The following is a 15,749-nucleotide window of genomic DNA, read 5'->3' on the forward strand; positions in this document are numbered from 1 at the left end:
GCTTGGCTTTTGGGTGCGCCATTTTAAGGCCGGCTATGGTGGCGCCGGCGGTGCTGTGATCGCCGGACAGCACTACGGGGAACCAGTTGGCCTTTACCGTATCATACACGCTTTTGCTGATGCGCTCATACAGGGTGTAAATGCCTTTGATGCGTTTGGCAAACGGCGACTCAATAGGCTCAAACAACAGCTTGTTCTCCGTTTCTATTACCTCAGAGGGGAAGTGTACAAAAAAATTGCTCATGAAGTCCAGCGCTGCAATCTTAATTGCATCAATACCCAGGCTGGCGCCGCGCGTGCCGGCGCCTATTTCCGATTTAACTTCAATGATCTTAATGTTCTTCATATCAGCAAGCTACAGGTTTTTAACGGATCATGATTGGCGATTATTTGTTATGCTTTACAGCAAGCGGGCTGAAAAACTGAACCAATTCCAATAAGTCTGCTTGCTTGTAAAAATTTGTTCAATGTTTATGGATGAATGATGGATAACATTGAATTCTTTGCAGTTGTGCGGGGGAAGGGCATACATCAGTATATTTGCTGACTCAGGTATATTAATCTACATCAAAACCACGTACTACTTATGAATTACGAATTAACAGAAGAGCATCTGATGATACAAAAGGCTGCCCGCGACTTTGCCGTGAACGAGCTGTTACCCGGCGTAATTGAGCGCGACGAGCAGCAAAAATTTCCGGCCGCACAAATCAAAAAACTGGGAGCGCTTGGATTTTTAGGCATGATGGTAGACCCCAAATACGGCGGCTCCGGCCTTGATACTATTTCCTATGTGCTGGCCATGGAAGAGATATCCAAAATAGATGCCTCCACTTCTGTTTGTATGAGCGTAAACAATTCACTGGTATGCTGGGGGCTGGAAGCCTATGGCACTGAGGAGCAGAAGCAAAAATACCTGGTGCCCCTGGCCAAAGGAGAAGTGATAGGCGCTTTTTTGCTCAGTGAGCCGGAAGCAGGTTCCGATGCTACTTCACAACGTACCACCGCTGAAGATAAAGGTGATCATTACCTGCTCAACGGCACCAAGAACTGGATCACCAACGGCAGCTCCGCCGGTACTTACCTGGTAATAGCACAAACCCATCCCGAAAAAGGCAGCAAAGGCATTAATGCCTTTATCGTGGAAAAAAGCTGGCCGGGCGTGGTGGTGGGCGCCAAGGAAAATAAGCTGGGCATCCGCGGCAGCGATACGCACAGCATTATGTTCCAGGATGTAAAGGTGCCAAAAGAGAACCGCATTGGCGAAGATGGGTTTGGATTTAAGTTTGCCATGAAAACACTGGCCGGAGGCCGCATTGGTATTGCATCACAGGCATTGGGCATTGCCAGCGGCGCTTTTGAGCTGGCCCTTAAATACTCCAAGGAAAGAAAAGCTTTTGGCAAAGAAATATCACAGCACCAGGCCATCCAGTTTAAGCTGGCGGATATGGCTACACGTATTGAAGCTGCCCGCCTGCTATGCCTGAAAGCCGCCTGGCAAAAAGACCAGCACATGGATTACACCCTGAGTGGCTCCATGGCTAAGGTATATGCTTCTGAAACGGCCATGTGGGTAACTACCGAAGCGGTGCAGGTGCACGGCGGCTACGGGTATGTAAAGGAATACCATGTTGAGCGCCTGATGCGCGATGCCAAGATCACCCAGATCTATGAAGGCACTTCAGAGGTGCAGCGTATTGTGATTAGCAGGGCAATATTACAATAGCTATCTTTGCGCCCATGTCAGTTAACTTACCCGCCTACCAGCAGGTGCTGGCTGCTTTGCAGCCTTATGGCGCCAGGCTGGTGGCTGTTTCCAAGATAAAACCCGTTGCAGATATCCAGGCATTGTACAATGCCGGTCAGCGCGCATTTGGTGAAAATTATGTGCAGGAGCTGGTGCAAAAGCAGCCGGAGCTGCCGGCAGATGTGGAGTGGCATTTCATCGGGCATTTGCAAAGCAACAAGGTAAAATACATTGCACCCTTTGTAAGCATGATACATGCGGTTGACAGCTTTAAGCTGCTGCAGGAGATCAGCAAGCAGGCCGCTAAGCATAACCGGGTAATTGATTGTTTGTTACAGGTGCATATTGCAGAAGAGGAAACCAAGTTCGGGATGGATGCCGCCGAGCTGGAGGCGCTGCTGCAGCAATGGCAGCAGCAGCCGTTGCCGAACATCCGCATTGCAGGCCTCATGGGAATGGCCACCAACACTGATAATGCGGCGCAGGTGTTAAAGGAATTCCAGCAGCTGAAAGCGTTGCACGCTGCTGTAAAAGCGCGTTACTTTACCGGGCACGATTACTTCCGGGAGCTGTCCACCGGTATGAGCGGCGATTACCACCTGGCGTTACAGGCCGGCAGCACACTGGTACGTATAGGCAGCCTGTTGTTCGGGGCAAGGTAAGCAGATGTGCAGATATGCAAATGTGCAGATGTGCAGATGGGAATAAATGGGAATAGATGTATAAATTGGTGGCGGATGTAGCCAGCGAGAAACACATCATCTGCACATTTATCTGTTTCTCTATCCGCACATTTCCCCACCTCCTGGTTTGACCGTTTCTCCCATCCGCACACCTGCATATCTGCACATTTGCACATTTTCCCCCCTTCCTTCATCATTTTTCGTACATTTGTCTACTAATTTGATAGACTGGCTATGACAAAATTGAAAACCATCCTCCCTTTTTTGTGTTTCACCTTGTTTACCGCATTTGCTGCCCGCGCACAGCAACCTTTAGCCAAAGGCGCCTGGCAGGCCCGCCTGCATCGTGCCGACGGTGCGGACATTGTATTTAACGTGGAAGCAGCTGAAAAAAACGGTCATACCGTTTGGTATATCCTGAATGCCGGCGACCGTTTACTCGTAGATGATATACAGGAGCAGCAGGACTCTATCTTCATAAAAATGCCTTTTTTTGACTCCGAGTTCAGGGCCGCCCGTCAGCCGGATGGTACATTAAAAGGCCTGTGGATAAGGCACCTGGCCAGCCAGGATGTGAGCATTCCTTTTACTGCCGCACCAGGCATAAAAGAGCGGTTTACCCAGCATACGCCGGCCAAAGGAGATGTAAGCGGGCGCTGGGCCACTTATTTTACCGCGCCTGGCAAAAACAACAGCTCCTTTGCGGTAGGAGAGTTCAAACAACAGGGCAATAAGGTAACCGGTACTTTTCTTACTGCTACCGGCGATTACCGTTTCCTGGAAGGCATAATGGACGGAGATACCCTGAAGCTTTCTACCTTCGACGGTTCACATGCTTACTATTTTACTGCGCGCCTTACCGGTAGGCATATACTGGAACAGGGTGTTTTTTACGCCGGTATTGGCAACACCACAGAAGCATGGACTGCCCGTAAAGATGCGAATGCGGCGCTGCCCGACGAAACCAAGCTGGCAGGTATTAAACCGGGACAATCCAGGTTAAATTTCTCTTTCCCCGATATAAACGGCCACCAGGTAAGCATGAGCGATGCGCGGTTTAAAAATAAAGTGGTGGTGATCACCATTATGGGTTCCTGGTGCCCCAATTGCATGGATGAAACAGGTTTTCTTTCCAAATGGTATGAGCAGAACAAACAACGTGGGGTAGAGGTGATAGCGCTGGCCTATGAGCGTACCACAGACTTTGAGCGGTCAAAAAAATCGCTGTCGGGTTTCATGAAACGTTTTGATATAAAATACCCGGTGCTTATTACCGGCGTTACCTCTGCTGATCCGCAGCGTACGGAAAAAACATTGCCGCAGCTAACAGCCATTAAAGGTTTTCCCACTACCATTTTTGTAGATAAGCAGGGCAATGTAAAAGAAGTGCATACCGGTTTTTCCGGCCCTGGCACCGGCGAACATTATGAACAGTTTAAAACGGATTTCAATCGCCTTATAGATGAAATGTTAAGCGAGTAGGCGGCGTGCTCACCTGCTTTGGCCTGATATTTGGAAACCTTACAAACAACAGCCTACACATTGTTTCCACCTATTGGTGCTATTAGTTAAACCTTAAAAATAATTCATATGAGCACAACGAAATTCTTATCAGGCGCGTTGGCCGGTTTAGCCACAGGTGTGTTGATAGGATTGATGGTTGCCCCGGATAGCGGGGAAGAAACCAGGAGAAAGATTCGCTATACAGCCGGAAACTGGCGTTACAGGATTAGCCGTATCATAGGAAAGGGTTCTGACGATCTTACTGAATTAAAAAGGGTTTTTGAGCACGAAGTAACCGGCCTGAAGGATGATGTACGCGAAAGGATATTGCGTTTAATAGATGAAAGCAAAAGCTCTTACGATAAATTCAAGAGTGAAGTAGCGCAACAAAATAGCTGATGGCAAGCAGCACTGTTAAATGATTCCTTTGTTATTCCGGGAGATCAATTGCATCTCCTGGAACTATCAAAGGGCAGCAGGTTTTCTTTCATCCACTATTGTACCCTTACCTTTCACCGCTCATTATTTAATTATGCAAAGCAAACGTCCCAATGATCCGGTAAAGGAACACAACAAACCCAACAATACGGATCATACGCCAAAACAATCTCCTCCCGAACATGATGATCCTACTTCCGCACAAGATGATCCTGAACTGCCTGCGGATGAAGCGTTCATTCCTACACAGGCCGACCTGGAAGCCAAAGAAAGTGTGGAATATTTTACGCCTTCAGGGGAATTTCCCGATCCTGGATCTGCGGAAGATATGGAGCCCGTGGAAGAAGACGAAACCCCGGAAATACTGCCCGGTACTGATGCCGACGTAACTGCTGAAGACCTGGTCGCACTGGGGCCTGCAGAGGAAGACATGGATGCGGGAGAAGATGAATCTGTACGCAACCGCGATGCCCTGGTAAAAGATACCGATGCCGAGTCAGACGAAGAACCGGCCGAACAGCTGGATGTACCCGGCGCCGAGCTGGATAACGACCAGGAAGATATTGGCGGCGAAGATGAGGAGAATAATGAATACAGCCTGGGAGGAGATAAAGACTGATGTGCAGATGATGGAAGATATTTAAATTTCATAATGAAGAAGCCTGGCATTGCCAGGCTTTTTTGTATTTAGGCATGCGCCGTTTTACGCATCGCACATCGTCACATTTACACGTTTTTATCATCTGCACATTTGCACATCCGCACATCATTTCAGCAGTCCTTTTACCAGTGATTTCCATTGCGGCTTGGCCAGTCCTGCGGCTGCAGGCAAGGCTATGAGCCAGTTGCGCACCTTGTCCAGGATATTATCCGGGTGCGAATTAGGCATTTCATTGCGGCCATACACGCAGGCTCTGAGGCTGGTGCCCACCCGTTCTATTACAAATGAGCTGGTGGCTTCTTCATCATAAAAGTGTGCGGGTTTTCCATCCGTGTGGTGGTAAGGATTACCTGACGGACGTACACGAATGGCAATATAAGCGCAGTTGCCCGATGGGGTGCTGCGGTCCTCTATCTTTTCAATCTTCACCCAGTCATATCCCTTACCGGTCCGGGATCCCGGGCCCGGCAAGTCAACACGGATGTGGTCACCTTCCTGTGCCTTATGATCCAGCACATGCCCGTCACTATCCGTAAGTGTGAAGTTGGCGGAGAGTGAACCACTGAACTGGTGCCAGCGGTTCACTTCCAGCAATTTTTCCTTTGCAATGTTATAACGTTGAATACATGCGTCTACAGTAGCGCAGGTAACCGTATGCACCGTAGTATGCTGGCTGCCGGCGTGCTGCAGCGGTACCGGCTTTTCACAAGCACCTGCGGATTTTATGTGTATCATAATTTTTCCTCATTTACCACAGCGCCCGTTTCCATAAAATGTTTAAAGCGCTGTATATCTTCCTGCACAATACGTTCAAATGCGGAGTTCAGTAGCCAGGCCAGGCTGGTGCCCACATAACCGGCCGGGGGCCGGTAGGTGATCATGATTTTCATGGCAGTGCCCCCGTTGGCAGCATCTTCAAATGTTACGCGTCCGGCAGTAGCTACCTGCGAGCCTGCAATGGAACGCCAGCCAAGCAGGGAGCCGGGTTCCTCCTTAACAATTTCTGCTTCCCATTCTACCGTGCCTACACCGCCGGGGCCGCGCGCTATCCAGCGGGAGTGTATGCTGTCGCGCTCATCCACCTGCTCCAGGTGCCGCATAAACAGGGGCAGGTTACCTAGCTGGCGCCAGAAAGCATATACCTCTTCCCGCGGTTTGTTAATGATCATGGAGCTGCGGATATTAATGGCTGTAGTGTGCCGGCCGGTGCGCTGCTCAATGGCGGCAGAAATAGGGCAGTTGCCTGAAAGGCCGCGGTAGAGCAGGTAGCCGCCTACTGCCAGCCGGGCCAAACTCCTGAAAGGGTGTTTGGTAATACTGCCAATGGCCGTGCTGGCAATGAGAGAACCTGCAACAATGGAGGCCAGGCGTCCTTCCCTGCTTACATTCAATATGTTACTGCTATCGTACAAAGGCCCTGCGGTGGGCGCCTCATGCTGGCCATGGCCATTCAGCAATGTGTTATAAGAACTCATGGTAAGAACATTTTGATTATGAATAGTTTACCGCTAAAACCTTGCTGCTTTGATGTTATGATTGCAAGTGATTGTATTTCAATGTATTGAATGCATGCAACAGCAGTCTGTTGTGGAATAAATAATACGGGGGTGTATAGAAATGTACCCACGTTTCTTAACTTTAATACATCCTGCAAAACCCTTTGTAAATACCCGCAGGTATAACTATCTTGTAAGTGTTACATTCCACGTAATGGATGCTTCGCTGCATTCGGTTATTCATCACCATAATTAATTCCAAAGGCGCATCAACATATTGCGCTTGTAATCGTAATTCGTAATTAAATAAACCTTTGTTTTTCCATGCAAAAATTACTCATCGCACTTTTTCTTTTCGCAGGTTTCGGCTGTCAGGCACAAAAAGCCGACAAGCTTTCTGATAAATGGATACAGCTGTTTAACGGTAAAGACCTGAAAGATTGGGATATTAAGATCACCGGTCATGAACTGAATGATAATTTCGCAAATACATTCAGGGTAGAAGACGGATTATTGAAAGTGCGCTATGATGGGTATGATAAATTTAATGACCGTTTCGGACATATCTTCTATAAGAAAAAATTCAGCGCCTACCTGCTGGTGGTAGAATACCGTTTTGTAGATAAGCAGGTGAACGGCGGCCCGGCATGGGCTATACGAAATAACGGCGCCATGATCCACTCCCAGTCGGCAGCCAGTATGGGTAAAGACCAGGACTTCCCGATCTCGCTGGAAGTGCAGCTGTTAGGAGGTAATGGAACAGACCCCCGCACTACCGGCAACCTGTGCACCCCAGGCACAAATGTGGTAATGAACGGTAAGCTTATTACCGAACATTGTATTTCCTCTACTTCAAAAACCTATGCCGGCGATCAGTGGGTAACCGTATCGGCCCTGGTGCTCCGCGATTCGGTGATCAGGCATATTGTAGAAGGCGATACCGTACTTACTTACACCAAGCCGCAGATTGGCGGCGGTTCAGTAACCAACTACGATCCTGCGGTAAAAAAAGACGGGCAGCTGTTAACAGAAGGCTATATTGCCCTGCAGGGTGAAAGCGCGCCTACAGATTTCCGTAAAATAGCCGTATTTGACCTGGAGCCTTACATGAATGATCCTGTAAAGCTCAACGAGGTGATACATGAGCTGCAGGAGAGTACCAGGCCCAGTAAGCAGCAGGACTAGCGGGCTGTATCATACCATGCGGCGGCCTTGGTGGATGGGGCGGCCTTGGTGGACGCGGCGGTTTAGGCGGCGTTGCACAGCTGGCTGCAATCAGCGGCGCCAGCACCAGCAGTAAAAACACATTCTGCCGTTTCATAACTTACAGTTTTACCCTGGTAACACAAATACGGTACCAGTCGCCGCCAATAAAGAAGGGAATGCAGCAATACCGCATTCCCTTCTTTATTACTGTTATCTTACTTTACTGCAGCATCAGCTGCCGGATGTATTTTACCGGCGCATTGCCATAGCTCAGGAACTTTTCATTGAAGTCTTTCAGGTTATACCGGCTGCCCAGCTTCTCTTTATACGCCTCACGCAGGTCAATGATCTCTTTAAAGCCGGTGTAATAGCTGGTTAGCTGCACACTGGTTACGCTTACACGCTTCCATTTACCTTCCGCCTCTGCCTGCTGTTGAAAGGCCTGCTGTGTAAGCAGCTGTATGGCGTCTTCCTTCGACATGTTTTTTACATGCACGCTGTAATCCAGTATGGTGTTGCAAACAGTGCGCAGGTTCCATTTATACCACATCAGCCACATTTCAGGCGCATTATTGCCATAGCCGTTCTCCAGCATCATCTGCTCCGTATATACGGCCCATCCTTCTATCATGGCGCCGTTGGAGAGCAGGGATTTTATAAGGCTGGGCGATTGGTTGGCGTACACCAGCTGGGTGTAGTGGCCGGGGATGGCTTCGTGTATGTCCAGTATCTGCAGAATGTACTGGTTGTACTCCCGCAGAAAGCTTTCGGCTTTAGCCGCCGGCCATCCTTCCAGGCTGCCTACGTTGTAATAGGTGTTGCCGTTTTTATCATAGGGGCCGGGCGCGCTGATGGAAGCACCGGCCACGCCGGCCATGTAGCCCGGTTCCTTGCGCACTTTCAGCGGCTTGGCAGGATCTATATACAGCAGGTCTTTTTCCTTGATGAAGGCAGTGAGCGCAGGCAGCTGCTTTTCAATAGCCTGCTGAAATTCCGACGGCTTTACATGCTGGATGGAAAGCGTGTCTATCATGCGTTTGATGAGCACCAGTGAATCGGTTGGCACCGGGGCGTTCCCGAAGTATTTGGGCCACAGCTCCCGGCTGATGCGGGCCATTTGCCCATGTACCCATGCTTTGCGCGCCATGGCGGAGTCATAGATCTGCGCCGCAGTGTACATGGATTGTATGTTGTACCTGAATTTATCTTCATACAAATCTTTTCCCAGGCGAAAACTGCGCGGATGCTCTACCTTCAGGGCCTTTAGCCAGGCGGCAAAGTCTTTGATGGCATTGGCGGCAGTTTGCGCGCGTTCCAGCAATTGCTTTTTGTCCCCGGCAGACAAACCGCTTTTTTTCACTGAATCGGCCAGGTCTTTCTGGAAAATGGAAAGGCCGCCCAGGTTCTGGTCCTGTGCAAGCTGGGTAAGCTCCGGCACCGGGTTGCTGATCCGCTGTTTGGCGGCTGCATAATAGGCCGGCACATTTGCCAGGCGCAGGTAAAAGCTGTGCAGGCGCTCGTCCAACGGGGCATACGGCTCATTGAGAATAACTGCAAATGTGCCGCCCACGTTGTATACAGAGGGGTCCCACTCATTTGTTTTCGCCTTTGTGATCTCCCATTTGCGCTGTTCCAGCTGGTTACTGATCAGGTAATAATCTATGAGCAGGGCGCTGCCAAGCTTAGTGGTGTCATAGGTCTTTAACGAATCCTGTTGCTGCTGCACAAAGGCCAGCTCCTGCTGTTGCGCCGCGGCATCCGGTATTACCAGCACGCTGTCGTATTTATGATAGCCCACATTGGTGGCCCACTCGGGCGATATTTTCCACAGCGCGTCAATGAAGTGGTTTTCATACCGGCGGAAGGCCGCGCTCTGCGTGGTATCTTTATTACCATCGCCGGCAGCGCGGGGTTCTTTTTGTCCCTGGTTACAGGCGGCCAGCAGGCCAGCCATTGCCAGGGTGTAAAGCAGGTGTTTATGCATAACGGGGAGATTTAGTGTGCAGCTTTTAATACAGCCATCCATCCGCCGCCCTTGCTCATTTGCACGGTTACATGGTCTGCAGCGGTTACAGTTTGTTTATGGAACCGGTAATCTGCGGCATGTTCATCGGCATTAATGCCGTCTTCCACGGCTTCGAGCTGGTAGCTGCCGCTGCCCAGGAAGCTGAGATCCAGGTCCAGGTGGCGGGCTTCCCAGTTGGTCATGGCGCCAATGTACCAGGTATCGCCTTTTTTACGTGCAAGGGCTACATATTCACCGGCCTTGCCCTGCAGGGCTACGGTAGTGTCCCAGGTGGTAGGCACCTGTGCTATGAACCGGGTGTATTCCGGTTCTTTCAGGTAGTTGGATGGATTGTCGCACAGCATTTGCAGCGGCGCATCATACACTACGTACATGGCTGCCTGGTGGCAGCGGGTGCCCTGGCTCATGGGTTCAGAGAACACATGGCGGAAGTTGGATTTATTGGCGTTTAGCATAGCGCCGGGCGTGTAGTCCATAGGGCCGGCTACCATGCGGGTAAAGGGCAGGGTAACATCGTGACCGGGCGTGATGTCGTTACCGCCTTTGCTGTTTTCCAGTCCTTTTACGCCTTCAAAGTTGATCACGTTAGGGTAGGTGCGGTTAAGGCCAACGGGCTTATAGGCGCCATGGTAATCCACCAGCATATGGCGTTTGGCGCATTCCTGCGCGGTGCGTTCGTAAAAGTTCACCATCCACTGGTCGCCGCGCTGCATAAAATCTACCTTAATGCCTTTAATGCCCCAGGAGGCGTACAGGTCCAGCGCTTCGGTCATGTGTTCATCCAGGGCGTTCCATAATACCCACAGGATAATGCCTACGTTTTTGCTTTTGGCATAGCTTACCAGCTCGGGCATGTCCAGCTGCGGGGTGGAGTGCAGGATGTCCAGCGTGCTGCGGGTCCAGCCTTCGTCCAGGATAATATATTCCAGGCCGTACTTAGCGGCAAAATCAATATAATATTTATAGGTGGCGGTGTTAATGCCGGCGCGGAAGTCAACCCCATAAATATTGTTGGCGTTCCACCAGTCCCACGATACTTTTCCGGGCTTTATCCAGCTGGTGTTTTCAAGCGTGTTGGGGGCGGCCAGCTTATATACCAGCTCATTTTCCAGCAGTCCTTTATCATCCGGGCTTATAATAAGCGTGCGCCAGGGAAAGGTGCGGGTGCCGCTGGTTTTGGCGATATAATCAGCGTTCTGCAGGATCTTTGTGTTCCGGTCGCCGGACAGCTCCTCCTTTAATATTACGGGTGGAAACTGCACTTTCAGGGCATTGCCGTTGGTGCCAAACAGGAACTGGTTGGGATAATCGTGCAGGTTAGCTTCGGTGATCACCATTTTAGTGCCCCTGGGAGAGCTCAGGTAAATGGGCAGGCCGGCGTACAGCTTATCGGATATTTTGGCAATGCTGGTGTCTTCAAACTTATATTCGTAGTGGCTCTGGAAGGTAGGCGATACATGGCCGTCTACCGGCCACCAGCTGCGTTCGTCTTCCGGCAGCTGGTATTGTATGGGCTCACTTTTTACGGTAATCTCCTTGCCCAGGGCAGTTTCAAAGCGGTAGGCCACGCCGTCGTTATAGGCGCGGAAGCATACGGCATAATTGCCTTTGAACGACAGGCGCAGCTCGTTGTACTGCTCCGGTATATGCGCCTGTTTTACGGGCACCACGGCATCTATTGTACCATTTACCGTATTGCGCTGCTGTTTTTTAAGCACGGGTGTTTGTCCCAGTACCATGCCGTTAGCCAGCTCCATACGGATGGCGCTGGGCAGCAGCAGGGTTTCATTGTTATAGCTGACAGACCATTGCAGGGTATTGGTAACCTGTACTTTTACGGAGATCTTCTTATCCGGTGAGGTAAGGTCATAATCGGTAGCGTGGCTGATAATGGGCGCCAGCAACAGGCAGATGCCGGGAAGGAGTTTATTCATGCATGCAAGGTTTAATGATCCTGCAAAATAGGAAGGGATCATTAAAAATGGTAGCATTGTTTTCTCCTTATTTCAGGTGCAGGGTGCTCTCATCGTCCATATAATAATCGAGCAGTCCCAGATCTTTAAAATTTTTGAGGTATTTTTCAGGCGGCTGGTTTCTGAAAAGCGCGCCGCTCAATACCTGGCTGGCCAGGTCGGGGTTGTCGAACACCACTTTAATATTATACCATCTTTCCATAACCGCTGCTATTTCCTTCATTGTTTTACACTGTGCATCGTAACGGCCCCGCCGCCATCCTAATGTGTGTGTAAGTGAAAATGTGTCAATGGCCATAAGGCTGGTGTATTTTTCAACGGTAGCAGCTTCTCCGGCCTTTAGCTGCTTTTTCCTGTCTGTTGTGCTAACAATCACAGAACCTTCTACCAGCGCTACCTGTATATTGTTGCCATCATAATTGTTTATATTCACGGAGGTGCCCAGTGCCAGCACATCTACCGGGCCGCTATGAATGGTCAGCAGCCGCCGGGCGTCCGGTGCAATATCAAAAAATGCTTCGCCTTCAAAGAACAGCTCACGTTTCAGGCAGCCATAGTCAGCCGGTATACGAATCCATGAATCGGCATTTAATTCTACAATAGTACTGTCGGGCAGTATTAATTTATAAATGTAACCTTTCGGTACAAAAAGCATATGGTAGCCGCCCAGGTTACTGTTATTATGGGTTATAAAATGCACCATTGAACTATCTGCCGTTAGCTCTCCGCCACTAACGTAATAGGTAGACGCTATTTTCCCAATGTTAATAATGCGGTTATCCGCGCCTTTCCAGGTAATGCCTGCAGCTTCCTTTGCTGCAGGAGCAGCTGCTATTGCTGTTTCCTTTTGCTGCAATCGATATATACCGTAACCTATAATAACCAGTAGCAGCAGTATTGCAAGAGCGGTGCGGGTATTGCGGCCGAATATCCTGGAAAGCAGCCGTAGCACCTGTGTTTTATATTTCAGGAGCGGTTTATAGGCAGGAGGGTCAAACAGTTTGTTTAGTACTTTTAAAAAGTAAAAGAAGAGGTTCATAAGTATTTATTAATAAAATTTGATTTCATAGTTGTACATGAATATTAATCCGGAGAAGAACAATAAGCTTGCTACGGCATAGGGATATACCTGCATCACTTTAGTTCATTGAAAAGTGCAAGGACAGGGGGTGCTTCACCTACACTACCACTAATAATACACGAATTAGTTTAATCGTGTACTATTCATTATGAGCGTTTTATGGTTAATAGGTAGTTAATGTTCGGCGCCGGCAGCATAAGTGCAGCAGCATTAATTTGCTTCCCGGATTAGCTCAGCGGAATAACCCGGACTGCTTTAATGAATGGTAATAATAACCCGGTACAGAAAGCCCGGTGCAGCAATTACTAAAGAAGGTTGGAAATTTTTGCCTGGAATGATTACCGGTAACAACTTCTTATTGTGGCATTGGCCATTAGCAGGAGGAAGATTGCCCGGGAGGCAGCTACTGTTTAAATTAGCTCCCCGCGTGCGTACAAGCAATATGCGACAATATTAATAGGCAGTACTTATTGCCGGCGGGAATAGGTATGGCAGGTATCACGCGTTGTTGCCGCCTTTAGAAGAGGATATAGTGTATTGTTAACACAAAGATGGCAGGCATATAGCTACTGCAATGCCTTATGGGCGTTATTGAAGCGCTTTACAAAAAGATTTTGCTTTAAACTGCAGAACCTTTAAATGAATGCAATGTGCCGGGAGCTTCCGTGGCTTGCCTGCTTTTACGGTTTTTTCTTTCAAGCAAAGTAGCAACCAGCGCCAGCAGGGTGAACACGCTGTTAAATACAATATGCTGGCTCCAGCTCATTTCCTGCAGCACACCGCCACAGCTGCAAGGCAGCTCTTTACTGAAACTAACGAGCGCAATTACGTAACCGGTAAACATCAGCATCAGTATAAACGATGCATATAATCCCCGCAGCCGCCATGCCGGGATGAATAATAAAACAGCAACTATAAATTCAGTCAACGGCAGCGCCCAGGCAACAAATGGCGCAATGGGTGCGAGAATAGGGGAGGCAGCTATTTGTTCCTTGAAAACAGTATACTCCATGAGCTTACTGATACCGGTGTATAAGAAAAGCACTACCAATAGGTGTGCAACAATGGAAGGAATGGTTCTTTTGAGCATATCCGAATGTAGGATTTTGCGATGCATAGGGCGGTGTTCATTCCGGTCATTTGGGGTAGACATTTAGGTCAGGGGTGAGGAACAGTGAGGATAATATAACGCATGTTGCTGCAACGGCATTGCAGGTATAAATTATGGCGGTTATGCCCCTGTTATTAATATTTACTTCTTAAATTACAGTACCGGTAAAAGAATAACTCCGCTTATATGCGGGAACCATTAAAGGACCCTTTATAACAACCCTGATGAGTAAAATCCTCCTCATCGTGCTTTTTGCTATGTGTTCCCTCCACGCATGGCCCCAGGCAATTCCATACAGCCAGGTAAAAGGACGTATAAAAGACCAGGAAACCCAACAACCGCTGGCCGGTGCTACGGTAGCGCTGGTGCATGCAAAAGACTCTTCTCATGCAGCTACTGCCTTTACAGACAAGAATGGCGCTTTTATACTGGGGGCGGTACCTTCGGGCAGGTACCAGCTATACATCACATACCTTGGTTACCAGCAGCAGCTGAAAGCCATTACTGTTACGGATACACTGCTGGACCTTGGCAGCATTGGCTTACAAAAAAGCGGTGTTACCCTGGGCATGGTTGAAATAGTAGAAGTGCGCGCACCCATGGTGGTAAAGAAAGATACCCTGGAATTTAATGCCGGTTATTATAAGCCCCGTGAAAATGCAGTAATGGAAGAGCTGCTGAAAAAGCTGCCCGGGGTAGAGATTGCGGCGGATGGCACCATTAAAGTGAATGGAGAAACCGTAAAGAATATATTGGTAGATGGAAAGCCTTTTTTTGGAGATGATCCTAAGCTGGCCACCAGGAACCTGCCGGCGGATATGATTGATAAGGTGCAGCTGATTGACAGAAAAAGTGATCAGGCACAGTTTATGGGTATGGAGGATGCCCAGCGTGACAAGGAGATCAATGTAATCCTGAAGGAGAAGAACGACCAATTTTTAGGCAGTATGGCAGCAGGGGCAGGAACAGAGGGCCGTTTTGCAGGGAATCTGAGTATTAACCGATTTGGAGAGGGAGAACAGGTTTCTTTTTTGGGAGGAGCTAATAATGTGAATAATACGGGCTTTTTACAAGGAACAGGGCAGGGAATAGGGGTAAATGGGATAACCAGGAGTTGGAATGGAGGAGTTAATTACAATAAAGATTTAAGTGATGAGTTGAAGGTAAGTGCCAGTTATATGACAAATAGTAACCGAACAGAAAATGAACAAACCAGTACACGGCAAAACTTGCTGCCGGATACTACTTATTATTATAATCAGCAGTCGGTCAGAGTAACCAGCCAAACAAACCATATAATAGATATGCGTACTGAATACCGGCCGGATACTCTTCATTATTTGATGGTTACAGGAAGCTTAAATTTTATGTCTACGGATAATCTGCAGCAGGACATTTACGAGTCATCGGATGGAGAACATCGTCTTGTAAACAGTGGACAGCTTTTTAATAATAATACAGCCAAAGCACCCAATGCCGGCGCATCCATTTTCTTTGGTAAACAGTTCAAAAAGAAAGGCCGAAAGCTGGGGGCTAATTTTTATTTTATGAATAATGTTAACCGACAAGAAGGATATAACAGGTCCAATAATCTGTTTATTGAACCTGTTGGAGAACCTGGCCGTGATACTGTTAATCAGCTGAATGAACAGGATAGCCGGCATCGGCTGGTACAGTTATCTGTTACCTATTCTGAGCCGCTTTTTAAGAACTACTTTTTAGACTTTTTTTATGCGCAAATACGGAACTATACAACAACCGGCAAACTTACCAGGGACTTTAATGAGGCAAAGCGGGCATATGATCAACTTAACGATAGCTTGA

The 15,749-nt window shown here is 48.6% G+C and carries 14 protein-coding genes and 1 pseudogene; 8 read left to right on the forward strand and 7 right to left on the reverse strand.

What is annotated here, in order from left to right:
* Window positions 1-346: arginase family protein (locus VFS25_RS13895; protein WP_326462758.1), on the reverse strand; the 346-nt coding region annotated here is incomplete at its 3' end.
* A gap of 240 nt (window positions 347-586) precedes the next feature.
* Here VFS25_RS13895 and VFS25_RS13900 point away from each other — a divergent pair.
* The 5 genes from VFS25_RS13900 to VFS25_RS13920 all read left to right on the forward strand — a co-directional run bounded on the left by VFS25_RS13900 (window position 587) and on the right by VFS25_RS13920 (window position 4,990).
* Complete coding sequence (locus VFS25_RS13900) at window positions 587-1,726, forward strand: acyl-CoA dehydrogenase (RefSeq protein WP_326462759.1); 1,140 nt, start codon at window positions 587-589, stop codon at window positions 1,724-1,726.
* Window positions 1,727-1,740: 14 nt separating this feature from the next.
* Window positions 1,741-2,409, forward strand: a complete 669-nt coding sequence (locus tag VFS25_RS13905; protein WP_326462760.1) for a YggS family pyridoxal phosphate-dependent enzyme — start codon at window positions 1,741-1,743, stop codon at window positions 2,407-2,409.
* Window positions 2,410-2,664: 255 nt separating this feature from the next.
* Window positions 2,665-3,912, forward strand: a complete 1,248-nt coding sequence (locus tag VFS25_RS13910) for a TlpA disulfide reductase family protein (protein WP_326462761.1) — start codon at window positions 2,665-2,667, stop codon at window positions 3,910-3,912.
* 108 nt (window positions 3,913-4,020) lie between these two features.
* The gene (locus VFS25_RS13915; protein ID WP_326462762.1) at window positions 4,021-4,332 is read left to right on the forward strand and encodes a YtxH domain-containing protein; all 312 of its coding nucleotides are present in this window, start codon (window positions 4,021-4,023) and stop codon (window positions 4,330-4,332) included.
* A gap of 133 nt (window positions 4,333-4,465) precedes the next feature.
* On the forward strand, window positions 4,466-4,990 hold the full coding sequence (locus VFS25_RS13920; RefSeq protein WP_326462763.1) for a hypothetical protein: 525 nt from the start codon (window positions 4,466-4,468) through the stop codon (window positions 4,988-4,990).
* 147 nt (window positions 4,991-5,137) lie between these two features.
* Here VFS25_RS13920 and VFS25_RS13925 read toward each other — a convergent pair whose 3' ends face one another.
* Window positions 5,138-5,767: a hypothetical protein gene (locus VFS25_RS13925; RefSeq protein WP_326462764.1), complete on the reverse strand. Its 630-nt coding sequence runs from the start codon at window positions 5,765-5,767 to the stop codon at window positions 5,138-5,140.
* Window positions 5,764-6,507, reverse strand: coding sequence for an SRPBCC family protein (locus tag VFS25_RS13930; RefSeq protein WP_326462765.1), 744 nt, complete (start codon window positions 6,505-6,507; stop codon window positions 5,764-5,766). The genes VFS25_RS13925 and VFS25_RS13930 overlap by 4 nt, the downstream gene beginning before the upstream one ends.
* A 345-nt stretch (window positions 6,508-6,852) precedes the next feature.
* Between VFS25_RS13930 and VFS25_RS13935 the strand changes: the two genes are divergently transcribed.
* Complete coding sequence (locus VFS25_RS13935) at window positions 6,853-7,713, forward strand: DUF1080 domain-containing protein (protein ID WP_326462766.1); 861 nt, start codon at window positions 6,853-6,855, stop codon at window positions 7,711-7,713.
* A gap of 241 nt (window positions 7,714-7,954) precedes the next feature.
* Here the strand turns inward: VFS25_RS13935 and VFS25_RS13940 are convergent, their stop codons facing one another.
* The 4 genes from VFS25_RS13940 to VFS25_RS13955 all read right to left on the reverse strand — a co-directional run bounded on the left by VFS25_RS13940 (window position 7,955) and on the right by VFS25_RS13955 (window position 13,904).
* A complete protein-coding gene (locus VFS25_RS13940) occupies window positions 7,955-9,718 on the reverse strand; it encodes a DUF885 domain-containing protein (RefSeq protein ID WP_326462767.1) in 1,764 nt (587 codons plus the stop codon).
* An 11-nt stretch (window positions 9,719-9,729) separates the two neighbouring features.
* Window positions 9,730-11,694 (reverse strand): glycoside hydrolase family 97 protein, encoded by a 1,965-nt coding sequence (locus VFS25_RS13945; protein ID WP_326462768.1) that lies wholly within the window; start codon window positions 11,692-11,694, stop codon window positions 9,730-9,732.
* Between the two features lie 67 nt (window positions 11,695-11,761).
* Window positions 11,762-12,772 (reverse strand): FecR family protein, encoded by a 1,011-nt coding sequence (locus tag VFS25_RS13950; protein ID WP_326462769.1) that lies wholly within the window; start codon window positions 12,770-12,772, stop codon window positions 11,762-11,764.
* Between the two features lie 661 nt (window positions 12,773-13,433).
* Window positions 13,434-13,904 (reverse strand): MauE/DoxX family redox-associated membrane protein, encoded by a 471-nt coding sequence (locus VFS25_RS13955; RefSeq protein WP_326462770.1) that lies wholly within the window; start codon window positions 13,902-13,904, stop codon window positions 13,434-13,436.
* A 278-nt stretch (window positions 13,905-14,182) separates the two neighbouring features.
* Between VFS25_RS13955 and VFS25_RS25355 the strand changes: the two are divergent.
* Together VFS25_RS25355 and VFS25_RS13960 are read left to right on the forward strand one after the other, a co-directional pair.
* Window positions 14,183-14,431 (forward strand): annotated as a pseudogene (locus VFS25_RS25355) (carboxypeptidase regulatory-like domain-containing protein); the annotation flags it as partial.
* 63 nt (window positions 14,432-14,494) lie between these two features.
* Window positions 14,495-15,749 (forward strand): hypothetical protein (locus tag VFS25_RS13960; protein ID WP_326462771.1); only part of this gene is annotated, 1,255 nt, incomplete at its 3' end.

Source organism: Chitinophaga sp., from assembly GCF_035761305.1.
Taxonomy (GTDB): Bacteria; Bacteroidota; Bacteroidia; order Chitinophagales; family Chitinophagaceae; genus Chitinophaga.